The organism is Alienimonas californiensis, assembly GCF_007743815.1.
Classification (GTDB): Bacteria; Planctomycetota; Planctomycetia; order Planctomycetales; family Planctomycetaceae; genus Alienimonas; species Alienimonas californiensis.
In genome coordinates, this window is sequence record NZ_CP036265.1 from 1,606,308 (window position 1) to 1,629,128 (window position 22,821).

The 22,821-nt window shown below is 69.6% G+C and carries 20 protein-coding genes; 8 read left to right on the forward strand and 12 right to left on the reverse strand.

Annotation, left to right across the window (positions count from 1 at the left end; genetic code table 11):
* Positions 1–219: 219 nt before the first annotated feature.
* Positions 220–393 (forward strand): hypothetical protein, encoded by a 174-nt coding sequence (locus CA12_RS21925; protein WP_165700589.1) that lies wholly within the window; start codon positions 220–222, stop codon positions 391–393.
* Between the two features lie 135 nt (positions 394–528).
* Here the strand turns inward: CA12_RS21925 and CA12_RS06165 are convergent, their stop codons facing one another.
* Together CA12_RS06165 and CA12_RS06170 are read right to left on the reverse strand one after the other, a co-directional pair.
* Positions 529–1,719 carry a DUF1559 domain-containing protein gene (locus CA12_RS06165; RefSeq protein WP_145357989.1) on the reverse strand — a complete coding sequence of 397 codons (1,191 nt, stop codon included), beginning with the start codon at positions 1,717–1,719 and terminating at the stop codon, positions 529–531.
* Between the two features lie 511 nt (positions 1,720–2,230).
* Entirely contained in the window at positions 2,231–3,409 is a 1,179-nt protein-coding gene (locus CA12_RS06170; protein WP_145357990.1) for a DUF1559 domain-containing protein, read from the reverse strand.
* 588 nt (positions 3,410–3,997) lie between these two features.
* On the opposite strand from CA12_RS06170, the gene xylB reads away from it, so the two are divergent.
* A complete protein-coding gene (xylB, locus tag CA12_RS06175) occupies positions 3,998–5,500 on the forward strand; it encodes a xylulokinase (protein ID WP_145357991.1) in 1,503 nt (500 codons plus the stop codon).
* 459 nt (positions 5,501–5,959) lie between these two features.
* On the opposite strand, the gene hemP is transcribed toward xylB, so the two are convergent.
* Positions 5,960–6,175, reverse strand: a complete 216-nt coding sequence (hemP, locus tag CA12_RS06180; RefSeq protein WP_145357992.1) for a hemin uptake protein HemP — start codon at positions 6,173–6,175, stop codon at positions 5,960–5,962.
* Positions 6,176–6,397: 222 nt separating this feature from the next.
* Here hemP and CA12_RS06185 point away from each other — a divergent pair, with 222 nt between their 5' ends.
* The 3 genes from CA12_RS06185 to CA12_RS06195 all read left to right on the forward strand — a co-directional run bounded on the left by CA12_RS06185 (position 6,398) and on the right by CA12_RS06195 (position 9,674).
* Positions 6,398–7,357, forward strand: coding sequence for a DUF1559 domain-containing protein (locus CA12_RS06185; RefSeq protein ID WP_145357993.1), 960 nt, complete (start codon positions 6,398–6,400; stop codon positions 7,355–7,357).
* A complete protein-coding gene (locus CA12_RS06190) occupies positions 7,347–7,877 on the forward strand; it encodes a hypothetical protein (protein ID WP_145357994.1) in 531 nt (176 codons plus the stop codon). Before CA12_RS06185 ends, CA12_RS06190 begins: the two co-directional genes overlap by 11 nt.
* A gap of 87 nt (positions 7,878–7,964) precedes the next feature.
* The gene (locus tag CA12_RS06195) at positions 7,965–9,674 is read left to right on the forward strand and encodes a hypothetical protein (protein WP_145357995.1); all 1,710 of its coding nucleotides are present in this window, start codon (positions 7,965–7,967) and stop codon (positions 9,672–9,674) included.
* Positions 9,675–9,888: 214 nt separating this feature from the next.
* On the opposite strand, the gene CA12_RS06200 is transcribed toward CA12_RS06195, so the two are convergent.
* From CA12_RS06200 to CA12_RS21930, 4 genes are all read right to left on the reverse strand, one after another.
* Positions 9,889–10,719, reverse strand: a complete 831-nt coding sequence (locus CA12_RS06200) for a 3-keto-disaccharide hydrolase (protein ID WP_145357996.1) — start codon at positions 10,717–10,719, stop codon at positions 9,889–9,891.
* A gap of 163 nt (positions 10,720–10,882) precedes the next feature.
* Positions 10,883–13,093 (reverse strand): DEAD/DEAH box helicase, encoded by a 2,211-nt coding sequence (locus tag CA12_RS06205; protein ID WP_145357997.1) that lies wholly within the window; start codon positions 13,091–13,093, stop codon positions 10,883–10,885.
* Between the two features lie 537 nt (positions 13,094–13,630).
* Positions 13,631–14,437: a lysophospholipid acyltransferase family protein gene (locus CA12_RS06210; protein ID WP_145357998.1), complete on the reverse strand. Its 807-nt coding sequence runs from the start codon at positions 14,435–14,437 to the stop codon at positions 13,631–13,633.
* 91 nt (positions 14,438–14,528) lie between these two features.
* Complete coding sequence (locus tag CA12_RS21930) at positions 14,529–14,690, reverse strand: hypothetical protein (protein WP_165700590.1); 162 nt, start codon at positions 14,688–14,690, stop codon at positions 14,529–14,531.
* Between the two features lie 359 nt (positions 14,691–15,049).
* Here CA12_RS21930 and CA12_RS06215 point away from each other — a divergent pair, with 359 nt between their 5' ends.
* A complete protein-coding gene (locus CA12_RS06215; RefSeq protein WP_145361343.1) occupies positions 15,050–16,228 on the forward strand; it encodes a DUF1559 domain-containing protein in 1,179 nt (392 codons plus the stop codon).
* Between the two features lie 260 nt (positions 16,229–16,488).
* Here the strand turns inward: CA12_RS06215 and CA12_RS21935 are convergent, their stop codons facing one another.
* Positions 16,489–16,650 carry a hypothetical protein gene (locus CA12_RS21935; protein WP_165700591.1) on the reverse strand — a complete coding sequence of 54 codons (162 nt, stop codon included), beginning with the start codon at positions 16,648–16,650 and terminating at the stop codon, positions 16,489–16,491.
* 445 nt (positions 16,651–17,095) lie between these two features.
* Between CA12_RS21935 and CA12_RS06220 the strand changes: the two genes are divergently transcribed.
* Positions 17,096–18,241: a DUF1559 domain-containing protein gene (locus CA12_RS06220; RefSeq protein ID WP_207622159.1), complete on the forward strand. Its 1,146-nt coding sequence runs from the start codon at positions 17,096–17,098 to the stop codon at positions 18,239–18,241.
* A 236-nt stretch (positions 18,242–18,477) separates the two neighbouring features.
* Here CA12_RS06220 and CA12_RS06225 read toward each other — a convergent pair whose 3' ends face one another.
* Both CA12_RS06225 and CA12_RS21940 read right to left on the reverse strand, forming a co-directional pair.
* The gene (locus CA12_RS06225; protein ID WP_145358000.1) at positions 18,478–18,894 is read right to left on the reverse strand and encodes a hypothetical protein; all 417 of its coding nucleotides are present in this window, start codon (positions 18,892–18,894) and stop codon (positions 18,478–18,480) included.
* Positions 18,895–18,983: 89 nt separating this feature from the next.
* Entirely contained in the window at positions 18,984–19,160 is a 177-nt protein-coding gene (locus tag CA12_RS21940; RefSeq protein WP_165700592.1) for a hypothetical protein, read from the reverse strand.
* Between the two features lie 295 nt (positions 19,161–19,455).
* Here CA12_RS21940 and CA12_RS06230 point away from each other — a divergent pair, with 295 nt between their 5' ends.
* The gene (locus CA12_RS06230; protein WP_145361345.1) at positions 19,456–20,607 is read left to right on the forward strand and encodes a DUF1559 domain-containing protein; all 1,152 of its coding nucleotides are present in this window, start codon (positions 19,456–19,458) and stop codon (positions 20,605–20,607) included.
* Positions 20,608–20,725: 118 nt separating this feature from the next.
* Here the strand turns inward: CA12_RS06230 and CA12_RS06235 are convergent, their stop codons facing one another.
* Together CA12_RS06235 and CA12_RS06240 are read right to left on the reverse strand one after the other, a co-directional pair.
* A complete protein-coding gene (locus CA12_RS06235) occupies positions 20,726–21,691 on the reverse strand; it encodes a UDP-glucuronic acid decarboxylase family protein (RefSeq protein WP_145358001.1) in 966 nt (321 codons plus the stop codon).
* Between the two features lie 116 nt (positions 21,692–21,807).
* The gene (locus CA12_RS06240) at positions 21,808–22,674 is read right to left on the reverse strand and encodes an oxidoreductase (RefSeq protein WP_145358002.1); all 867 of its coding nucleotides are present in this window, start codon (positions 22,672–22,674) and stop codon (positions 21,808–21,810) included.
* Between the last annotated feature and the right edge of the window lie 147 nt (positions 22,675–22,821).

Sequence of the window (22,821 nt, forward strand, 5' to 3'; positions counted from 1 at the left end):
GGGTGGAGTTCGTCGATGGGACGAACTTGCGAGCCTAGCCGAAACCCATCGGCGAGTTCTACCGGCAAAGGCCGGTCGGCAAGTTCCCAGGGCTCGGCCCGGGGCCGCAGCGGTTTCGCGGCGGCGGTCGCCCGGTCCGGGGGCGGCGGATAAGCTCGTCGCCGACGGGCGGACCGCTCGGTTCGCTCTCACCAATGTCCCCGCCTTCCCGAGACCCCGATGCCCCGTTCCGCCTCCGATCGCTCGCTCCTGCGTGGTTGGGCCTTCGCCGCGCTCGCGCTCGCCCCGTTAACGTTTTCGACCCTCACCCTGACCGGCTGCAGCGAAGATCGCGGCGGGGAGACCGCGCCGGAGGAAGTGGAACCCGACGGCCAGAGCGAACCCCCCGCCTGAGCCCGCCCGCCGGGCGGCCCGCCTGCCGGGCGAGCCGTCGTCGAGACGCCGACGCGCAGCACGCCGCCCCGGGGAACGCACGGTTCCCCGGGGCGGCGTGGGCGTGAAAACCGCGTCGCGGCCGCGGCCGGGCGATCAGAAGTCGTCCACGACTTCGCCGCCGGCCCGACTGCCCAGGGCGCCCCACGTGCCGTAGGGGCTCTGGCCCTTCAGGGGGTTCGTGGCGCTGAGGTTGCCGGTGTCGATCGTCTCGGAGATGAACCGGACCGAACCGTCGCACAATGCGAACTGGGCGCCGCCGGTGTGGTAACTGCCGGGGCTGAAGAAGCCGAGCCCGGTCACGAACGCGTGCCATGCCGTGGAGGACTGCTGGCAGCTGGGGCCGTTGGGCGACAGGATCGTGTTGAACCCGGTGGCGGAGGCCCCGCCGGCGGACCAGTGGTCGCCGCGGTAGCGGGCGTAGGTGTAAGACCCGCTGGAGGTGTTGTACGTCCCCGGCACGTTGGGATCTTCGGCGATGTCCAGGCAGGTGGCCTTGGGGTCGGTGTAGGCGTCGGGCGTGGTATTGTCGCCGTTCACCGGCGTCATGGGGGCGCCCATCAGGTAGCCGCCCTGGAAGGATTCGGCCCCGTTGTCGCGGCCGATCTCGCCGATCAGCAGCGTGTTGACCGTGCCGTCCCGGGCGTCGGCGAGGCTGAAGTGCTTCGGGTTGCCGCCGCGGACCCCCGCGAACATGCCGCGGGCCCGACTCATGTTCGTGGAGTTATTCCCGGCGCCGTTATCGCCCAGGTTCCCGGCGTAGTTGGTGTCGGCGACGCCCGCAGGTTCCGCGGAGTCGGAGGGGCACAGCAGCGAGGAGATCTGGTTCTTCCACGGCGGATAGCTGCTGTAATCCGGGTAGGAGCCGCCCGCGGGGTAGGGCGGGTCCTGGACGGTGCCGTCCGGCAGGACGGACATCGGCTTGCTGATCTGGTTCCACAACGCCGTCTGATCCATGAAGGGCGTCAGCGGGACGATAAAGCTCAGCCAGCCCTCGTTGCTGCCGTAGGGGCGGGCGCGACCGCCGCCGTCGTCCGACCCGCCTTTGGAGGTCGGGAAGACCTTGTAGGTGCTGTGATAGTTGTGCATCGCCAGCCCCAACTGCTTGAGGTTGTTCTGGCACTGGCTGCGGCGGGCGGCCTCGCGGGCCTGTTGCACCGCGGGGAGCAGCAGGGAGACCAGGATCGCGATGATCGCGATCACCACCAGCAGTTCGATCAGCGTGAAGCCGCGACGGCGGCTTCCTTCAGCGAGAGAGTTCCCCGGTGCGGGGCGAAGAATGGACATCGTGTTCCTCTGCGGAAGGAGAGAACCCAACGAGTGGGATGGGTGACGCAGCGACCAGGAGCGGTCGAAATGACCGAGCCGCCGCGGGTCCTGAAGCAAAACGCGTCAACGCATTTCGATTCATGGGACCAAAGAGTACCCAAAAGTCAATCCAATATCAGGGGGTGTTTGTCCGAATCGGTCCGCCCGCCGATTTCGGAGCGGAGCGGCGGGCGTCGGCGACCGTTCCCGGAAGCGGCGTTCGACGGTTGCGGCTCTCGCCCTTGCTCCACGGGCGTTTTCGACCGTCGTCCTGACGGGGCGCTCCGGCGATCGCGGCGGTGTGACCGTTCCCGATCCGGTGGCGGATGAGGAGGTCGGCGACCCGAACCCCTGATCTGACGAAACCCCGCCCTGCATGACGGCGGAGACGCGGATCGAAAAAACCGGCCCGGGGACGTGCGTCCCCGGGCCGGTCTGCGGTTTGGAACGTCGCCGTTCCGTGTCGTTGCCGGGACGGGCCCGGACAGGATCAGAAGTCGCTGACGACCTCGCCGCCGCCGCGGGTGCCCAGGGCGCCCCAGGTCCCGTAGGGGCTGGGCCCCTTGGTGACGTTGGCGTTGAGGGAGGAGTTCTCTAGGTTGCCGGTGTCGATGGTCTCGGAGATGAACCGGACCGAACCGTCGACCAGCGCCACCTGGACGCCGCCGGTGTGGTAGCTGCCGGCGGAGTAGATGCCGTAGCCGTCCTGGATGCCGTTCCACGAGTCTCCGCCCGGGCCGCAGCTGGGGCCGTTCGGGGGCAGGATGGTGTGGAAGCCGGTCGCGGCGACGCCGCCGGCGGTCCAGTAGGAACCGCGATTGTTCGTGTAGGTGCCGGTCCCGCCGTAGGTGCCGGGGAGATTCGGGTCGTCGACGGCCTGCAGGCACTCGACGTACGGGTCGGAGTAGCCGTTGCCGCCGGCGATCGTGGCCAAGCTCACGCCCCGCATATAGCCGCCCTGAAAGGCCTGGTTGCCGTTGTCGCGACCGATCTCGCCGATCAGCAGGGTGTTGACGGTCCCGTCGCGAGCGTCGCCGATGCTGAACTGCAGGCGGCGGTCGCGTACCCCGCGGTCGCCGGCGAACATGCCGCGGGCGATGGAGAGGTTGACGGTCCGGCCGCTGCGGCCGTTGTCGCCCCAGTTCCCGCCGTAGTTGGTATCGGCGACGCCGGTCGGTTCCGAGCCGTCGCTGGGGCAGAGCAGGGACGAAATCTGGTTGCGCCAGGGTCCGTAGTTGGAGAAGTCCGGGTAGGCGCCGCCGGGGGCGAACGGCGGGTTCTGAACGGAGCCGTCGGGCTTCACGGCCAACGGCCTGCTGATCTGGTTCCACAATGCCGTCTGGTCCATGTAGGGCAGCAGCGCGATGATGAAGCTGGACCAGCCCTCGGCGCCGTGCGTTTCGCGCGGCGTGGAGCCGTTGTCGTGCGACCCGCCCTTGCCGGCCGGGAAGACCTTGTAGGTGCTGTGATAGTTGTGCATCGCCAGCGCCATCTGCTTGAGGTTGTTCTGGCACTGGCTGCGGCGGGCGGCCTCGCGGGCCTGTTGCACCGCGGGGAGCAGCAGGGAGACCAGGATCGCGATGATCGCGATGACCACCAGCAGTTCGATCAGCGTGAAGCCGCGGCGGCGAACCGTCCGTACGTTGGGCGGCAGGGGGGCGGAGGGCATGAAGTGCGTCCGGGGTCGGAAGGGAAGAGTGGACAGAGAAGGCTGTGCGGGGGTGGAAACCCGGACGGGTCACCGCCTCCGGAGAACCGAGCAACGTCAGAACCGAGCAACGTCAGAACCGAGCAACGCCCCCAGAAAGGGGACTGTTCGATTCTATCCGACCAATCTACAAAGGCCAATGCGATTCTTCGCCACCGCCGGCCGGGGCGAACCGGAGCCTGCGTTAGGGACGGGGCGGGTACGGGGCGTTCCTCCTCTGAAGCCGTCCCTGATGCGTTCACCCCGCCGGCGCCGTCCGGCGGCAGGAGGGATTCTGCACCAGGCGACTCCCCGCGGGAGGGGTCTGGTGCGGGCGGGGTGGGAACTCCCCAGCCCTGTCCGCCGGGTCGTGAGCCGTCCGCAACGCGGTCCGCGACGGTTGCCGGGCGTCAGGGAGTCGCCCGCAGAATCCCCCCGCAGAGCGTGCCCGGCTGGGCACGCTCCGGTTCTTTCGGCCACGGTTCCGGGCCGGGCGGGGCGGCGGGTAGAGTGGGGCGTTCCCGCCCGTCGGGGCCTTCCCGTTCGTCGTCCGCAGCCGAGAGCCCGCCCGTGTCCGTCTTCCTCGGGATTGATATCGGCACCAGCGGCACGAAAACGCTGGCCGTCCGGGGCGACGGTACGCTGCTGGGCAGCGCCGCCGTGGAGTACCCCCTCCTCACCCCCCGCCCCGGCTGGAGCGAGCAGGACCCCCGCCACTGGGCCGACGCCGCCGTCGCCACCGTCCGCCAACTGGTGAACGACGGCTCCGTCGATCCGGCCGAGGTGCAGGGGATCGGCCTGTCCGGGCAGATGCACGGCAGCGTCTTCCTCGACGCCCAGGGCGAAGTCATTCGGCCGGCCCTGCTCTGGAACGACCAGCGCACCGCCGCCCAGTGCGAGGCGATCACCGACGCCGCCGGCGGCCGGGAGGAGCTGATCCGCATGGTCGCCAACCCGGCCCTCACCGGGTTCACCGCCCCCAAAATTCTCTGGCTGCGGGACGAGGAGCCGGAGCGGTTCGCCCAGCTCAAAACCGTCCTGCTGCCGAAGGACTACGTGCGGTATCGCCTCACCGGGGAGTTCGCCACCGAGGTCTCCGACGCCAGCGGCACCCTGCTGCTCGACGTGGCGAACCGCCGCTGGAGCGACGAACTGCTCGCCAAACTGAACCTCGACCCGGGCCTGCTGCCCCCGGTGTACGAGAGCCAGGAGGTGACCGGCCGCCTCACCGCCGCCGCGGCCGAGGCGATGGGCCTGCCGGCCGGCGTGCCGGTCGTCGGCGGCGGCGGGGATCAGGCCGCCGGCGCTGTGGGCAACGGCATCGTCCGTTCCGGGGTGGTCAGCGCCGCGCTGGGCACCAGCGGCGTCGTCTTCGCCCACAGCGACGAAATGCAGTTCGACCCCGCCGGCCGGGCGCACACCTTCTGCCACGCCGTGCCGGGCAAATGGCACGTGATGGGGGTCATCCTGTCCGCGGCGGGCAGTTTGCAGTGGTTCCGCAATCAATTGTGCATGGACCTCGGCGACTTCGCCTTCGACCGCATCACCCAGCGGGCCGAGGAGATCCCCCCCGGCTGCGAGGGGCTGTACTTCCTGCCGTACCTCTCCGGCGAACGCACCCCCCACGCCGACCCCCACGCCCGCGGCGCCTGGGTGGGCCTGAACCTCCGCACCGACCGGGCCGCCCTGGGCCGGGCCGTGCTGGAGGGCGTCACCTACGCCATGCGGGACAGCCTGGAAATTATTCAACAGCTGGGCGTGCCGATCGGCGAGGTCCGCCTCAGCGGCGGCGGCGCGAAGAGCCCCTTCTGGCGCCAATTGCAGGCCGATATTTATCACGAACCCTGCACCGTGACGAACGCCCTGGAAGGCCCCGCCTACGGCGCCGCCCTGCTGGCGATGGCCGGCACGGGCGAATACGAATCGGTCGAAGCCGCCTGCGACGCGACCATTTCCGTCACCGAGCGGATCACGCCGAACGAAGCCGTCGCCGCCCAATACGACGCCCTCTACCCGGCGTACGGCCAGTTGTATCAAGCCCTCAAACCGCACTTCGCCGCGGCGGCGGAATAGCGACCGGGAGGGGATGTGACCGCTCTTCTCCCCAGCGTCCGCAGTCCTGTCCCCCCTCTCCCCCTTTTGGGGGAGAGGGGTCGGGGGTGAGGGGGCAACGGCGCCCGATCGCCGTTCACCGTCCGGCTCGCTCTTCCGCCGGCTGGGCCGTCACTGCACGAGCGGAGACGGGTGAACCGTTCGCCCCCCTCACCCCCGGCCCCTCTCCCTCAAGGGAGAGGGGGGAAGAGTGCGGCGAACCTTGCTCGGGCTTTGCTGATCCGTCCTCCCCTCGCCCCCTTTTGGGGGAGAGGGGTCGGGGGTGAGGGGGCAGCGACGCCCGAAGACCGTTCACTGTCCGCCCGCTCTTCTTCAGGCGTCTCACCGCAGAGAGCGGTCGCGGGGGAACCGTTCGCCCCCCTCACCCCCGGCCCCTCTCCCTCGAGGGAGAGGGGGGAACGGACGGAGGGACGTCTCGCCTCACTTCGTCAGCAGCAACTTGTCGGCCCGGGTGCGGCGCAGGCGGTAGATCTGCCCGGCGTGCTCCACCTCGATCTCTACAGCCCCGCCGGCAAGATCCTCGAACCGCACCCGTCCCGGCCGGGCCGGAGCCGCGGCGGCGGGCGCTTCGACAACCTGCTCGGGCGGCGTTTCGCCCTGTGGGGCAGGGGGATCAGGCGTCGGCGGAGCGGGCATCGGGGCGGCCGATCGACGGGTGGGAGGGAATTCGCCGCCCGCGGGCTTTTCCGCAGGTCGGGGTGCGGATAGTGTGGCGTCCCTGAGGTTGAGACGCAATCTCAACCTCCCCGTCCAGCCAGCGAGCCGACGGATGCCGGCGTCTCAGACGACGCGCGGGTCCGGCCAGCGAGCGAGACGGCGGCGTTCTCCCGCCCCCGTTCCCCCTCGCAGGTTTCCGATATGTCCCGCCTTCGCGCTCTCCCGCCGCACGGCGTCCGCCGCGGCTTTACGCTGATCGAACTGCTGGTGGTGATCGCAATAATTGCGATCCTGGTCTCCCTGCTGCTCCCCGCCGTCCAGCAGGCCCGCGAGGCGGCCCGGATGAGCCAGTGCAAGAACAACCTCAAGCAGATCGCCCTCGCCGCCCATAATTATCACGGGACCTGGAACCGCTTCCCCACGATCAACTCGCAGGGCGGGTCCTACCCCACGCTCTACGGCGGCAGCTTTTTCACGATGATCCTGCCGGAACTCGACAAGGGGAACGAGTTCGCCCTCTACGACTTCAACCGGCCCAACAGCGATCCGGTCAATCAGGAGGTCAGCGGGCAGAAGATCGCCACGTTCCTCTGCCCCAGCGCCGCGATTCAGCGGAGCGTGCCGAGTTGTCAGGACGATCAGGGCCGCGCCCCCGGCACGTACGCGGTGAATATGGGGTCCGAGGACTACGACCAATACTGGGCCTTCGGCCCGCCGGCGCCCGCCCCGCGGCAGAACGGCGCCCTGGTGTATAGCGACAGCGCCGACGGCTACACCTCCATCGCCAAGTTCCAGGACGGCACGACGAATACCGTGATGGTCGGCGAAACGGCCTATAACCTGCCCAGCTATAAGTTCTCCACGGCCGTCGGCGCCGCGGACTGCGCGGGGCAGAGCCGGTTTTCGTTCACTTACTGGGCCAACCCCTTCGTCGGTTCGACCGCCTGCACGACGGAATATTTCTTCAATCCGAAGGACGAGGGGGACGCCGACGAGGCGACCGCCCGCAACATGAGCCGCTCCTTCCGCAGCGACCACCAGGCCGGCGTGAACTTCGCCCTGGGCGACGGGTCGGTGCGGTTGATCGGCGACTTCGTCGACGCCGACCTGCTGGACGCCTTCGCCAGCCGCAACGGCGGGGAGGTGATCGATGAGAATTAGACCGCTGAGAATTAAGTTCTCGGGACGGCTGGAGCCGCTCCTCGCCCCCCGCACGCCGGCGGCGGGGATCGCGCCCTCCGCCGTCGTCGCCCTGGCGGCCGCCCTCGCCGCCCTGCTGGCGGCCGGGTGCGGGGGGAGCGACCGCCCGCCGCAGGTCGCGGTCCGCGGCACGGTGACGGTCGACGGCGCCCCGCTGCCGGCCGGCACGGTGACGTTCGTCCCCGTCGAGGGCGCCCCGGGTCCGCGGACCAGCGCGGCGATCGCGGGGGGCGAATACGCCGTGCCCGCCGCCGTCGGTCCCGTGCCGGGCGCCTATCGGGTGGAAATCGTCTCCGCCGACCCCGACCGCCCGCCCGGGGACGCGGAGCTCTCGCCCGCCGAACTGGCCCGACTGCGTTCCGCCCGCCCGTCCCGCCCCTGGCCGCTGCCGGCGGTTTATCACGTCCGCAGCACGCTCCGCCGCGACGTGACCGCCGAGGGCGAAAACCGCTTCGACTTCCCGCTCACCCGCACGCCGTAACTCTCCGCCTCGACAGTTCGCCCGGCCGCCCGGCGGCCGCGACCGTTAGAATCCCCCCGCTCCCCGCCCCCCTCAGGCATCCTCACCTTGGCCGCTCGAACCGTGTTCCGCACCGCCTCCCTCGCCGTGGCACTGGCCCTGCTGGCCCCCGCCGCGGCGCTGGCCCACTTCCCCTTCCTCACCGTCCAGGACGACGGCGACGCCCCCACGCTGCGACTGACGTTCGGCGAAGGCCCGGAGGAGGACGACCCCGAATATCTGCCGATCCTGCAGAAGGCGACCGTCGTCCGGCACACGCCGGACGGCGCCCGCGAGACGCTGGAACTGACCGCCGACGGCGGCGCCCTGACCGCGGACGTCGCCGCCGACCCGGCCGGCACGGTCTATACGCTGTCGCTGCCCTACGGGGCGATGAGCCACGAGGGGGCGGCGTTCTTCCTGGACTACGCCGCCACGGCGATGAAGGCCGGCCCCGCCGGCGCCGGTCGTCCCGCCGCGCTCAACACGCAGCCGCTGGCCGTCGTGGCGGAGCCGGGCAATAAGTTGAAGGTGATCGCCGCCGGCCTGCCGGTCCCCGGGGCCGAGGTGAACGCGTCCGGGGACCTCGGCGGCGAGGATTACACCGCCGACGCGCACGGCGTGGTGACGCTGACCCAGGAAGAAATTGACGACGCCGGCCTGCTGATCGTGCGGGCGAACGTGACCGTGCCGGGCGCCGGCGTGTACGACGGTACGAACTATTCCGAAACCCGCCGCTACGCCACCGCCGTGTTCTCCGCCAAAGACTTCCAGGCCGCCCCCGCGAAGCCGCCCGCCCCCGAACAGGCCGCGGCGGCGAAGCTCTCCGTCGAAGCCGTGCCCGGCGCCGACCTGCCGGTCGGCGTGACCAGCCTCGGCGCCGCGGTGGCCGACGGCTACCTCTATTACTACGGCGGTCACCCCGGCACGCCGCATAAATATTCCACCGACGAGCAGTCCGGCGAGTTCCGCCGCCTCAAATTAGACGACACTGCCGCCGGCTGGGAGGACCTGCCCGGCGGACCGAAGTTGCAGGGTCTGGCCCTCGTCCCGCACCCCAAGGGCGGCGTGGTCCGCATCGGCGGCTTCACGGCCCGGAACTCGATTGAGGAGGACGACGATCTGCACTCCATGCCCACCGTCGCCCACTACGATCCCGAAGCGGGCGAATGGAAGGACCTCCCGGACCTGCCCGGCGGCCGCAGCAGCTTCGACGCCGCGGTCTTGAACGGCAAAGTCTATGTGCTGGGCGGCTGGATGATGGCCGGCGACGAGGGCGCCGCCTGGCATGGCTCCGGCTACGTCGCCGACCTGAACGCCGAGGAATTGAAGTGGGAGACGCTGCCCACGCCCCCGGCGCCGCGGCGGGCGAACTCCGTCGCCGCCGTCCCCGAAGCGGGTGGGGGAGGCCGGATTTATCACATCGGCGGCATGCTGCCCGAAGGCGAAACGACCCGCCGGGTCGATATTTACGACGTCGCCACGAAGACCTGGCTGCCCGGCCCGGAACTCAACGGCGACAGCATGGACGGCTTCGGCAGCGCCGCCTACGCGGTGAACGGCGCCGTCTACGCCACGACGCTGACCGGCCTTGTCCAGCGCCTCACCCCGGGCGCTGACGCCTGGGAGAACCTCGGCGAACTGGAGAACCCCCGATTCTTCCACCGCCTCCTGCCGACCCCCGGCGAGAACGGCGCCCCGTCGTTCCTGCTGCTCGGCGGCGGCAGCATGGAAAAAGGCCGCTTCACCACCGTCGAACGGCTGGGCGTGAGTGAGTGACCGTGTGAGCTATGCGGCCTCTTCCCCCCTCTCCCTTGAGGGAGAGGGGCCGGGGGTGAGGGTGGGGCACGGTTCCTACGCCCCCGCTCTCTGCGGCGACCACCTGCCGACGGGTGAGCGGACGGGCGGTAAATAGTCTTCGTGAATCACCGCCCCCTCACCCCCGACCCCTCTCCCCCAAAAGGGGGCGAGGGGGGACGACGGGGCCGGTCATTCACTCCGCCGGCAGTTCTTTGATTTGAATGTTGCGGAACTGAACCGGGTGGCTTTCGGACTGCAACGAAATCGTGCCGCCGGAGAGCAGCTTTTCGCCGCCGGCCGCTTCGATCAGCTTTTTGGCGTCGCCGTCGCGGGGGTCCAGTTGCGGGGCTTCATATTTGAAGACCTCTTCGCCGTTAATGAAGTGGCGGATGACCTGGTCGCCGCGGACTTCGATCTCCGCGGTGACCCACTGGTCGCCGTGGTAGGTTTCGGAGGTGGAATTGAAGCAGTGGTTCGTCTTCAATTCGCCGTCCATCACCACGTTGGTGCCCGGCGTGCAGAGGTTGCCGGTGGAGCGCTTGCCGCGGCCGTCGCCGCCGAGCAGCTGGACCTCGATAGAGACGGGGAACTCCTGATCTTTGCCCATGCTCTCGGGCGACTGGCCGTGGACCATCACGCCGCTGTTCCGCCGCGCCCAGCCCTCGCCGCCCTTCACCTGGTCCCCGACGAAGCGGTAGTCCAACTTCATGCGGTAGTGCGAATAGGGGGTCTTATAGAACAGGTGGCCGTACTGCTTGTTGAACTCGTCGTAGCCGTCGTAGGAGACCGTCAGCAGGCCGTCTTCGACGCGGAAGGTGTTCGCGTAGTTCTCGCCAACGGCGTGCGTGCGAATCTTCGGCGTCCAGCCCTCAAGCGTCTTCCCGTCGAACAGGCTGACCCACTCGCCCTCGGCTTTGGCGTCCCCGTCGTCGGTGCCGGCCGGAGCGTGCGGCGCCAGCGCGACCGCCGCCCCCATCAGACAGAGGGCGAACGCACGACGGCGGGGGAAGCGGGGAGCGAACATGAATCGACCTGCGAGGCGGGGAAGGACGCCGGCGATCTTAGGGCGTTCCCACCGCCCACCGCCATCGCCCGCGTCATTCCAAGACGTAACGCCGAGGCCCCGCGGGGCCTCGGCGTTACGGGAACTTGCGGATCGTGGCGGATCGTCGGATCCGCCGCAAACGTTACGCCTGGCGGTCGTGGCGGACGGTCACCTTGTCGCCGCGGAGGCCGCCGCGACTCAGCGACTGAATCACCGTGTCGGCGGCCTGTTGGGGGACGTCGACGAGGCTGAAGCTCGGGGCGATCGTGATCGCGCCGATGTCGCCGCCGCTCAGGTGCGTTTCGCCGGCGATGGCGCCGACCAGGTCGCCGGGGCGGACGCCGGAGTCGCGGCCGGCGGAGACCCACAGGCGGGCGCTGCCCGGGGGGCAGGGGCCGGGGGTGCGGGGGGCGCCCTTGCCGGCGAACTTCGGGCCGCTCTTGAACTTGGACCCGCCGGGGCCGCCGCTGAACTTGGGGCCGCCCTTGCCGCGGGGGCCGTCGCTCGGGCCGCCGCTGTCGCGGGGGCCGGGGGCGCCGAGTTCGCCGACCGGCTCCTCGCCGAACGCCGTGCGGTGGGCCAGCGCCGCGGCCGCCAGGGCCAGCGTTTCCGGACCGAACTCCTTATCGAGTTCCGCCAGCAGCGGGCCGAGCTGCTCCCGCAGCTTGGCGAACGCCGGGGAGGTCGCCGCATCCTGCAGGGCGGCCCGCGTCTTCTTCAACCGCCCGGTGACGACGTCGTCGGCGGCGGGCAGGTCGGTGATCGCCACGTCCGCGTTGGCGGCCCGGGCGAACTGGACCAGCTTGAACCGTTCCTTGGGGTGCAGGAAGGAAACCACCCGACCCACGCGGCCGGCCCGGCCGACGCGGCCGCAGCGGTGCACGAAGGGTTCCGGGCCGTTGGGCAGGTCGGCGTGCACGACGTGCGTCAGTTCCGGCACGTCCAGCCCGCGGGCGGCGACGTCCGTGGCGACGACGACGTTCAACGTCCCGCCGCGGAGGCGTTCGACGACCTTCGTCCGCTGGTCCTGGGTGAGCCCGCCGTGCAGGGCCGCGGCCCGGCGGCCGCAGCGGTTCAGCTCGGTGGTGAGGTCGTCGGCGCCGCCGCGGGTCCGGCAGAAGATCAGCGTCGGGCCGGCGCCGTCCACTTCGAGGATGCGGTCGATCGCGGCGGCCTTCTCCTGGCGGCGGACGAAGTGGGCGCTGTGCACCACGCGGGCGTCCTCGCCCTTCGCGGCCTGCGGTTTGCCGATCTCAATGCGGACCGGGTTCGACAGGTGCTTGGCGGCGATCGCCTGGATCCGCGGCGCCAGCGTGGCGCTCACCAGCACGGTCTGCCGGCCGGGCGGGGTGAAATCGAGGACGGCCTCGATTTCGTCCTGGAAGCCCATATCGAGCATCTCGTCGGCCTCGTCCAGCACGCAGGCCAGCAGGCCGGAGAGGTCGAGGCTGCCGCGCTTCAGCAGGTCCAGGGCCCGGCCGGGGGTGGCGACGACGACGTCCACGCCGCGGCGCAACGCCGAGAGCTGCGGACCGAAGGACTCCCCGCCGACGACGGTGAGGATGTTCACCCGCATCTCGCCGCGGTAGGCGCGGAAGGCCTCGGCCACCTGGGCGGCCAGTTCGCGGGTGGGGGCCATGCAGAAGATCGCCGGGCCGGGCCGCTCGTCCGGGGCGTCCGGGGCGGTTTCGGCGATCCGCATGCGGTCGAGCAGCGGCAGGGCGAAGGCGGCCGTTTTGCCGGTGCCGGTCGCGGCCTGACCGAGCACGTCCCGACCGGCGAGGATCGCGGGGATCACCTCGGCCTGCACGGGGGTGGGCGTTTCATAACCCTTCTCCGCCAGGGCCTTCAGCAGGGCGGCGGACAGCCCCAGCTTGGCGAAGCCGGACTTCGGCGCCGGTTCCGGCTTGGGCTCCGGCTGCGGTTCCGGCTTCTTCAGTTCGACCTTCTTGGGCGCGACGTCCGCCTGTTTGGGAGCGACGTCCGCTTGCGGTTTCGCGGGGGCCGACGAGGCGGCGGGCGGCGTGACGGCGGGGATCGGCGGTTCGCCGGCGCCGCAGGCGGGGGGGGCGTCGTTCAGCAGCGCAGCGGTTTCGAGGTGCGGTTCCGGCGGGGCGTCGTCCTCGACGACGACCTCGGCGGCGCCGCCGACGACTTCGCTTTCCGCGACGTTACTGTCAGCGACGTTGCTTTCCGCGACTTCGCTGTCGGCGTCGGCGGCTTCGCTGTCGGCGGGCAGATCGTCGGCGGCGGCCTCGACCGCCTGCGGTTCGACGTGCTCGGGGCGGGCGGATTCGGGGGCGTCGTCGTCCGTTTGGGAGGACGGCGACGCGGAGAGCAGGGCAGTATTCATGGCAGACCGGAAGCGTGATTCGTTGAAAAAGCGATCGAAAAGGTGCGCGCGGTGCGGGTATGCCGGCCGCGCGCGGGTTCGATCCGCGATTCGCCGAAGTGCCCGCCAGTCCCATGATCGTCGGCCGGGGCGCATCCCGGAGCCGATCGGATCAGACGGCGTTACGCCGGAGGTCTCCAGGGAAGGAGAGGACTCCGGGGCCGGAGAGGTTCTCCGAACGGAGAACGTGCCGGCGGCCGTCAGGGGGTGCCCCCTCCGCGTTCGTCCCGGTGTCTCTCCTGTCGCCTCCCCCGAGCGATTCGAGGGGCGAAGCAGGCAGAACCCGGGCCGGAGCGGGGCAAGAGCGAGCAGGAGTGTACCCGCGACCGACCGGACCGACTAGTGGCCGAGTCGAATTCCCCGCCCGGACGCCTCGGGGCCGGCCCGGCGCCTCGGATTCTCCGGCCCGACGGCGGCCGCCGCGAGAGCGGCGGGAGCGGGCCGGGGCTGACGGCGTTCACCCGCACGTTCGCCCGCCCCGCCGCTTCCGATTCGGCGTCAGGCCGCCCGCCGCACCGGGGCCGAGTCGTCCAGCGCGTCGGCGCCGCTCGTCGCCGCCGTCGGGATGCCGGGGTCGGCGCCGCCGTTGGCGATCACGCCGGCCCGAGACTCCTGCTGGGCGATCGCCGTTTCGATCCGCCGGCACCAGGCGTTCAACTCGTTTCGGTCGGCGTCGGGGGGCACGGTCAGCGGCGCGCCGGCGCAGAACACCACGCGGCTGAAGGGTTTGGGCAGCACCAGATCCGTCCAGGAGCCCTTCACGACCCACGCCGAGGAGCAGGCCACGGCGGTGGGGACGATCGGTCGGCCGGTGCGGCTGGCCAGAAACGCGACGCCCGGTTTCAGTTCCCGCCGCGGGCCGCGGGGGCCGTCGGGGGTGATGCCCAGGTCCCAGTCGGCGCACTCGTCCATGATCTGCTTCACCGCCGCCGCCCCGCCGCGACTGGTCGAGCCGCGCACGGTCTTCAAACCGACGGCGGTCATGGCGTCGGCGAGGTAGCCGCCGTCGCGGTGCTGCGAGATCAAGCCCGCCATCTGGGCGTGCGGCCGCACGAAGACGTACGGCACGATCCATTCATGCCAGAACGGATAGAAGCTGTAGGTGTGCGGCGCCGCGGGGTCGTGGGCGACGGTGCGGAACCGGCCGCACGCCGCCGGCCGACCCGGTTCTCCCAACCGCCCGGCGAAGGGACTGGCGCCCGCCACGCTGTAGGCTTCGACGCGGCAGGTGCGCATCCAGACGGTCAGCAGGCGGGCCGCGAAGACGGCCAGCAGACGATTCAGGGTTTTGTTACGGATCTTCATCGCGCACTCGCCGTCGGCCTACGGGGAAGCGGAGTGATCGCAGAACCGATCCGCCTTGCGAAGAGAAAGTCGGCTGGCCGCGCCCGCCCGCTCAGACTTCCCCCGGGGGCAGCGGCTTTCCGGGCGGCGGGTTTTCCACTGGGTCGCTGGAAGGCGGCACGACGCCGTCCTCTGCGTCGCCGCACCCGGTGAGCGACATGGAGGCGAACGCCAGGGACAGGAGCATTAGCGCGGAGGCAAAGCGGTGGAGCATGTCCAGGACCGAAATGAATCGGATCGAACGGGGGAACAGGACGGAACGCCGCGGCCGTCAGCCACGACGCTCCTCACTGTTAGCTGCCGCATCAGCGAGACGCTACGTCGCCCGGATCGCCGGGTCCAAACCGATTCCAAGAGGCGGCAAGAGGCGGAACGGGTCTCTTACTCGGCGGGCGCGACAGCGGCGTCTGCGAGGCGTTGGGGGGGACCCGGAACGATTTCGGTGGCGCCTTGAAACATCAGTACACACTGTTATGATGCCGGTGGTGCAGGATTTTTGCATCAGGCTGTTCAGTTGATCTTTCTGGCCCCGCGTCTCCCGCGGGTTCGTTTCTCTTCCTTCCCCGAAGTCTCATGACCGCCCCACATCCCGGCTCCCGTTCTGCAAGTCGATCGCCCCGCCCCGGCTTCACGCTAATCGAACTGCTGGTGGTCATTGCCATCATTGCGATCCTGGTGAGCCTGCTGCTGCCCGCCGTCCAGCAGGCGCGCGAGGCCGCCCGCCGCAGCCAGTGCCAGAACAACCTCAAGCAGTTGGGGCTGGCGATGCACAACTATCACAGCACGTATGGCGTGTTCTCGTCGGCGTCCGGCGGGACGACGAAGGGTGCGCTGCACAACGACGGCCGGTTGAGCTATCTGGTGCCGCTGCTGCCGTACATGGATCAGACGGCGCTGTGGAACGAAATTAGTAAGCCGCTGGCGTTCAACCTCGACGCCAACGGCAACCGGGTCGCCCGCACCGGGACTCCGTGGCCGGCGATGGGGCCGTCGGTGACGGCGAACGACTACCCGCCGTGGGCCAATCAGATCTCCAGCCTGCTGTGCCCCTCCGACGGGACGCGGCCGACGGGCGTCGCCGACACGAACTACGCGATCAGCGCCGGCGACTCCGGTTTCACCGCCGAAGAAAATCGCGCGAACGCGCCGGCCCGATCCCGAGGGATGTCGATTATGAACTACGGCAGCACGTCGGACGTCTTCTGCATCGGTCTGCGGGACGCCCGCGACGGGACGGTCAACACGCTGTTGATCGGCGAGATCGGCCGCAGCGACGATAACCGCAGCTTCATCGGGGCCGTCGCCATCTCCAGCCCGCTGGCGTGGTCCGGCTCCACCGTGAGCTTCGACAACCCGAAGACCATGTGCCTCGACGAGGTCGTCGATCCGGCGGAGCCGGGGTTCTATAAGAACGCCGGCGAGGCGACCCGCGGCAAGGCGTGGTCCAGCGGGAACGCCGAGTACACCGGTTTCCACACGATTCTGCCCCCGAACGGCCCCTCCTGCGTGCGGACCGGGGCGAACAACGACCCCAACAACGGCCGCCGTGCGGGCAAGGGACTGCTTTCCGCCTCCAGCTATCACACCGGCGGCGCCCAGTTCTGCATGGCGGACGGCAGCGTGCGGTTTATCTCGGAAACGATCGACACCGGCGACCTCGCCGCCAAAGGCAAACTGTCCGGCAAGAGCCCCTATGGCACCTGGGGCGCGCTCGGCAGCCGGGAGGGCGGCGAAACCGTCGGCGACTTCTGATTCGCGACTCCGTTCAGCTCAATTGGCCAGAGTCCCCCGCCCGTCCCGGGAATCCCGGGGCGGGCGGTTTTCGCGTTCCGCAGCGTCCCCGTTCGTCCATCCCGCCGCTCAGTCGACCCGGAAGCGGACGTAACCCACGCCGCGCGCCGCGAGGCGGAACGGCCCGATCCCCACCGGCGAAACCCCCGCCGCAGGGGGAAGGGCGACACGGCGGCGACCGGGTCCGCCCGAGCGATCCCTCAGGCGACCGGGCGGGCGGCTCAGGCTTCGCCGGGCGGCAGGGGTTCCGGCGGCGGGGGGTTTTCGATCGGGTCGTTGGACGCGGGCAACGGCCCCTCGGGGGCGCTGTCGCAGCCGAGCAGCGCGGCGGTGCCGAACAGCAGGGCCAATGCGGTCAGCGGGGGGGCGAAGCGACGGAGCATGGCGATTCTCAAGACGGACGGACGGGACGACACGGACGGGACAACGGCATCGTGCACGGCGCCGCTTGAGACAGAGGTGCCGTGCACGAGGCCATGAGAACGCATCGCCCCGGCCTTGTCCCGCCTGGACCGCCCCGGGCCGCCCACGCATCGTCGCCCGGGGGATGCTCTGAAATTGTCATGGCTTCACTGGACGCCCAAAATGCTCATTGCGACCATCGGCCGGTTCCGATAGCACTGAAGGGTGTCCTTCTGACGTTCCACCGGACGTCCCTACGGCCTCGGCGGGGTTCCCCGCCTTCCCCCAAAGCGACTCGACGGTTCGGCGGCTCCGCCATGAGCTTTCGGTCTGCTCTGAAACGTTTTCCTTTCCCCATCGTCCTTTCCTCAGTCCTTTCCGAGGCTCCTGATGTCGTCTTTCCGTTCAACCCCGAGGTCTTCAGGCGTGGAGGGGCCGCGCCGGTCCGGCTTCACGCTAATCGAACTGCTGGTGGTCATCGCGATCATTGCGATCCTGGTGTCGCTGCTGCTGCCCGCCGTCCAGCAGGCGCGGGAAGCCGCCCGCCGCAGTCAGTGCCAGAACAACCTCAAGCAGTTGGGGTTGGCGATGCACAACTATCACAGCACCTATAAGGTCTTCCCGTCCGCCAGCGGCGGGACGACCAAGGGTTCGCAACACAACGACGGCCGGTTGAGCTTCCTCGTCCCGCTGACGCCCTATATGGACCAGACGGCCCTGTGGAACCAGATCTCCAAGCCGCTGGATCAGGACGGCGACGGCACGATCGACTATCCCGCGATGGGCCCCCGCACTGCCGACAGCAACTATCGGCCCTGGACCATGCAGATCGCCACCCTGCTGTGCCCCACCGACGGCACCGACCCCGTCAGCAACGCGGACACCAACTACGGGTTGAACTTCGGCGACAACGGCCTGCACCCGGACGGGAACGCCACGGCCGCCCGGATTCGCAGCCGCGGGATGGGCATCGCGAACTTCGGCAGTTCTTCGCAGAACATCTGTCTGGGGATGAAAGACGCCCGCGACGGCACGGTCAATACGCTGCTGCTGGGCGAAACCGCGCGGACCGACGATCCGACCAGCTTCCTCGGCGCCGTGAACACGAACACCCCGCTCGTCTGGCCCGGCCCGGAAACCAGCTCGACGTACGCCGCCTTCAATACGCCCTACAGCGTTTGCATTAACAGCCCCGACGTGATCGACCCCGCTAACCCCGGCCGTTACAAGACGGCCGGCGAGGCGACCCGCGGCAAGGCGTGGGCGGACTCCAACGCGGAGTACTCCGGCGGCTTCCACACGATCAGCCCGCCCAACGGCCCCTCTTGCGTACGGAGCGGGGCGGTCAACGACGGCAACCGCACGGGCAAGGGCATCCTCGCCCCCACCAGCTACCACACCGGCGGCGTGCAGTTCTGCATGGTGGACGGCAGCGTGCTGTTCCTCTCCGAAACGATCGACACCGGCGCCCTCAAGGACGACGCGGACAACGTCACCTCCGGCAAGAGCCCCTACGGCACCTGGGGCGCGCTGGGCAGTCGCTCCGGCAACGAAGTCGCCGGCGACTTCTGAACCGCGGCCTCAACCCGATTCGTCCGCCGCCCGCCCCGGGACCTCCCGGGGCGGGCGGTTTTCATTCGGACGCCGCTGACGGGACCGACGCACAGGGCCGCGGCGTGTCATGTAAGCCCGGAACGCAAGCTCCGGCCGTCGGCGCAGCCGAGGTTGAACGACGCACGGCCGGAGCTTGCGCTCCGGGCTCACCACTGACGCGTCGCGTCATGGCAATCGCAGTTGAATCATAGTCATTACGCCGGGCTCGGCCCCGCCCAGACGGCCCGGCAGGCGGCCCGGAAGCGGACGTAGCCCACGCCGCACGCCGCGAGGCAGAACAGCCCGATCCACACCGGCGACACCCCCGCCGCCAGCAGGCGCGGGGCGTCCAGCAGCCGGTCGTCGGTCAGCCACGACACCGCCAGATAACAGCCGTTCGCCAGCAGGCAGAAGTCCGCCAGGAACCACGCCCACCGCCGGCGGATCAGCCCTGCCAGCAGCGCCGGCGCCACGCACCCGAACAACGGCCCGGCCCACAGCGTGAGCGCCGGGTGCGGGTCCGGTTGGAAGGTCGAATACGGCGGCGGCCACGGCCCCAACCACGCCGATTGCACCTTCCCCCCGCCGAGCCACCCGCCGAGCAGATGGCCGAACTCATGCGTGAGGCACATCACGCACCAGCCGAGCGCCAGTAGCCCGACGAACCGGGCGAGGCGGAGGGCATCTCGCGAGACCGGCCGAGAGGGCGATCGGGGCGCGATCAGTCTGCGTACTTGGCGGCGGCGGAGGAATCCATCATCACTTCCTGCCGCTGTTCCTCAGTCAGTTCGCTTTCCGGGGCTTCCAGTTGCCCGTCTTCCACCGCCCCGCCGCACCCGGCGACGGCCCCGGACAGGAGAAACAGCAAGGCGAACAGCGAGGCGAGGCGGGGCGACATACCGGCGGTCTTCGATGTGAAGGTGAAGAGGGGGCCGGCGTGATCGGCCTGCCCGAAAACAGGGGAATCCGAGAATCGTACTGCGGGGGTAGGCTGGCCGCCATGGAGGGGTAACCCAATGGTCCATTCTCGACTTGTAAGACCCATCGGCCAGTCCTAAAGTTTGGGGCACCGTCAAGTCCCCTTGGCACGGTTTCTTCGCTAGCCGCCTGGGGCGTCGCCGGTTTGTTCCTTCACTTTTCCCCGGTCGGCGGTTCTCGCCGCCCCCACAGTTCCATCCCTTCGGAGTTCCCTTATGAGTCCCCTCCCCCGCCGCGTCGGCTCCGTCCGGCGATCGGGTTTCACGCTGATCGAACTGCTGGTGGTCATCGCGATCATCGCGATCCTGGTCAGCCTGCTGCTGCCCGCCGTGCAGCAGGCGCGTGAAGCCGCCCGCCGCAGCCAGTGCCAGAACAACCTCAAGCAGATCGGGCTGGCGTTCCACAACTACCACAGCACCTACAAGGTGTTCCCGGCCGCCAGCGGCGGGACCTCCGGTCCCGGGTCGAACAATGAAGGGTTCGTGAGCGCGTTCCCGCGGCTGGCACCCTATTTGGACCAGACGGCGCTGTGGAACCAGATGTCCAAACCGCTGACGACCTACAATGCCGACGGGTCTGTCAACCAAACGTACCCGGCGTTCGGTCCGTGGCCGGAACCGGGCGGCGGGCACGGTTACCCGCCCTACCTCTATCAGATGTCGGTGCTGCTCTGCCCGTCCGACAGCACCGTGCCGACCGGCCACGCGGACTCCAACTACGCGATGTGCTACGGCGACAACGGCCTCGCCTTCTCGACGAACCAGAGCGAAGCGATTCAGCGGTCCCGCGGGATGTCCGTCGGCCACTGGGGTCGGGATTACAAAGCGGTGCACAGCAGCTTCGCCGACGCCCGCGACGGCACGACCACCACGATCCTCTTCGGCGAGATCGGCCGGACCGAGCGGTACCGGTGGAAGGGCGGCGTCGGCCGCGTCGCCAGCCTGCCGCAGTCCGGCGGCGGCTACGAGAACCCGCAGCAGTACTGCCTGGACGACGTGAACGTGAACGACCCGGCCAACCCCGGGTTCTACCCCCGCACCGGCAATACGCCGGATGACGACCGCGGGAAGTCCTACGCCACGTCGTACGCGGACGTGACCGGCTTCCACACGATCGTGCCCCCGAACGGCCCGAGTTGCGCCGACAGCGGTTTCTACGACCGACGCGGCCGCGGGATGTACAGCGCCGGCAGCTACCACAACGGCATCGTGCAGGTCGGCATGGTGGACGGCTCCGTCCAGTCGATCAGCGAGACGGTCGACACCGGCAACCTGACCGCCACCAACCCGGTCGCTGGGCAGAGCCCCTACGGCGTCTGGGGCGCCCTGGGCACGAAGGACGGCGGCGAGACGAACACGAAGCTCTGAGTCGAACCCGTCACCCCGTTGACAGCTCCCGGGCGGGGCGGCGCTGGCGCCGCCCCGCCCGTTTTCGTGCGCCGCGGCCGGGCGCCTCAACCCGCCCCGCCGGCACCCGGCCCGCCGATTACAGCCCCAGCCGTTCCCGGTAGAACTCGACCGTCGGCTTCAGGCCCTCTTCGAGACTCACCTGCGGTTCCCAGTCGAGCAGCCGCCTGGCCTTGGTGATGTCCGGGCGGCGCTTTTTGGGGTCGTCGGTGGGCAGGGGGAGGTGCTTTAACTCGCTGTTGCCGCCGACGATCTTCAGGACCGCCTCGGCCAGTTCCAGCATCGTGAACTCGCCGGGGTTGCCGACGTTCACCGGGCCGGGGGCGGCGCCGTCCTCCTTCAATTCGTCCGCCGGCGGGTCGTAGGCCGTCAGGCGGAGGATGCCCTCGATCAGGTCGCTGACGAAGCAGAAACTCCGCGTCTGGCTGCCGTCGCCGTAGACCGTCAGCGGTTCGCCCCGCAGCGCCTGACAGATAAAGTTGCTGACGACCCGCCCGTCGTTAGGGTCCATACGGGGGCCGTAGGTGTTGAAGATCCGCACCATGCGGATCGGCATTTTATGTTCCCGGGCGTAGTTCACGCAGAGGCTCTCGGCGACGCGTTTGCCCTCGTCGTAACAGCTGCGGGGGCCGATCGGGTTGACGTGGCCCCAGTAATCCTCGGTCTGCGGGTGGACTTCGGGGTCGCCGTAGACCTCGCTGGTGCTGGTGTGCAGCAGGCGGGCGCCGCAGCGCTTGGCCAGGCCGAGGACGTTCACCATTCCCACGGTGGAGGTTTTAATCGTCTTGATGGGGTTCGCCTGGTAGGCTTCCGGGCTGGCGGGGCAGGCGAGGTTGTAGACGACGTCCGCTTCTAAAAAGAGCGGGTGCACGATGTCGTGGCGGACGACCTCGAAGTTATTGTTGCCGATCAGGTGGCGGATGTTCCGCTTGGAGCCGGTGTAGAAGTTGTCGACGCAGATCACGTCGTCCCCCCGCTCCACGAGCCGGTCGCAGAGATGGGAGCCGAGGAACCCGGCGCCGCCGGTGACGAGTGCGGTGGGCATTGGGAGGGGGCGGGGCGGGTGGTAAGGAGCAAGGTCTCGGGGAGGAGGGAGGGGTGATGGGGTGACGACGCCTGCGTGCCTCCTCCCCCATCACTCCTCCCGCTAAACGGAGTCGGTTATGTCAGCGGAACTAAGGTCCCGTCCCCATCGGCGCTGCGGGCGCTGGGTTCGCAGCGGTCCACGTCTGCGGCGACGGCGGCGAGCTTGGCGCGGATCAGGTCGACCGCCATCTCGCCCATCGGCAGGCGGAAGGGCGGGTCGGACAGTTGGGCGACCTGCCACATCAATTCCGCGGCTTTGCGGGCGTCGCCGGCCTGATTGCCGGCCATCCCCCGCACCCGATCGCGGCCGGCGGCGGCAGTCTGTGCGTAGTCGGCCCCCTCGGCGCTCGGGGCAGCGAGACTGCGGCCGTGAAAATCGGTTTTGAACCCGCTCGGCTCGATCAGCGTGACCTTGATCCCCAGCGGTTCGACCTCCTCCCGCAGCGCCTCGGACAGCGCCTCGACCGCGAACTTGCTCGCCGCGTAGAACCCCGTGCTGGCCCGCGCCACCTGCCCGGCCACGCTGGAGAGGTTCAGGATATAACCGGATTTCTGAGCCCGGAGAACCGGCAGCACGGCCCGGGTGACGTCCAGCAGGCCGTGTACGTTCACGTCGAATTGGCGGCGAACCTCGGCGTCCGGGGTGTCCTCAATGCCGCCGAACAGGCCGTAGCCGGCGTTGTTCACCAGCACGTCGATCCGACCGAACCGCTCTTGGGCCGCGGCGACGGCGGCGTCGACGGAGGCCCGGTTCGTGACGTCCAGCGGGGCCACAAGAACCCGCGATTCGTCGTCCGGCAGGTGACTCAGCGAGGAGACGTCCCGGGCGGTGGCGACCAGACGGGCGCCGTGCTCCAGCACGACGTCGCACAGCTGCCGGCCGAAGCCGCTCGAACAGCCGGTCACGAACCAGATGGGCGCATCTGTGGCGGTGGCGGGCATGGCGGTCGCGGGGGACGTATTTGGGGGCGGGCGGGGGGAGGATAGCGGCCCGTCGTCGGCGATTCCGCCGGGCCGCGCGGATTTCGCGTAACCTTGGGCCGCGGTTCCGTAATCCGTTGGTGATCCGTCCCGCTCGCTCGCCCCCCG

Coding starts and splice junctions, on each gene's coding strand:
- CA12_RS21925 (WP_165700589.1), top strand. CDS start 220: ATGCCCCGTTCCGCCTCCGATCGCTCGCTCCTGCGTGGTTGGGCCTTC.
- CA12_RS06165 (WP_145357989.1), bottom strand. CDS start 1,719: ATGTCCATTCTTCGCCCCGCACCGGGGAACTCTCTCGCTGAAGGAAGC.
- CA12_RS06170 (WP_145357990.1), bottom strand. CDS start 3,409: ATGCCCTCCGCCCCCCTGCCGCCCAACGTACGGACGGTTCGCCGCCGC.
- hemP (WP_145357992.1), bottom strand. CDS start 6,175: ATGCCCGCTCCGCCGACGCCTGATCCCCCTGCCCCACAGGGCGAAACG.
- CA12_RS06185 (WP_145357993.1), top strand. CDS start 6,398: ATGTCCCGCCTTCGCGCTCTCCCGCCGCACGGCGTCCGCCGCGGCTTT.
- CA12_RS06190 (WP_145357994.1), top strand. CDS start 7,347: ATGAGAATTAGACCGCTGAGAATTAAGTTCTCGGGACGGCTGGAGCCG.
- CA12_RS06200 (WP_145357996.1), bottom strand. CDS start 10,719: ATGTTCGCTCCCCGCTTCCCCCGCCGTCGTGCGTTCGCCCTCTGTCTG.
- CA12_RS06205 (WP_145357997.1), bottom strand. CDS start 13,093: ATGAATACTGCCCTGCTCTCCGCGTCGCCGTCCTCCCAAACGGACGAC.
- CA12_RS06210 (WP_145357998.1), bottom strand. CDS start 14,437: ATGAAGATCCGTAACAAAACCCTGAATCGTCTGCTGGCCGTCTTCGCG.
- CA12_RS21930 (WP_165700590.1), bottom strand. CDS start 14,690: ATGCTCCACCGCTTTGCCTCCGCGCTAATGCTCCTGTCCCTGGCGTTC.
- CA12_RS06215 (WP_145361343.1), top strand. CDS start 15,050: ATGACCGCCCCACATCCCGGCTCCCGTTCTGCAAGTCGATCGCCCCGC.
- CA12_RS21935 (WP_165700591.1), bottom strand. CDS start 16,650: ATGCTCCGTCGCTTCGCCCCCCCGCTGACCGCATTGGCCCTGCTGTTC.
- CA12_RS06225 (WP_145358000.1), bottom strand. CDS start 18,894: ATGTGCCTCACGCATGAGTTCGGCCATCTGCTCGGCGGGTGGCTCGGC.
- CA12_RS21940 (WP_165700592.1), bottom strand. CDS start 19,160: ATGTCGCCCCGCCTCGCCTCGCTGTTCGCCTTGCTGTTTCTCCTGTCC.
- CA12_RS06230 (WP_145361345.1), top strand. CDS start 19,456: ATGAGTCCCCTCCCCCGCCGCGTCGGCTCCGTCCGGCGATCGGGTTTC.
- CA12_RS06235 (WP_145358001.1), bottom strand. CDS start 21,691: ATGCCCACCGCACTCGTCACCGGCGGCGCCGGGTTCCTCGGCTCCCAT.
- CA12_RS06240 (WP_145358002.1), bottom strand. CDS start 22,674: ATGCCCGCCACCGCCACAGATGCGCCCATCTGGTTCGTGACCGGCTGT.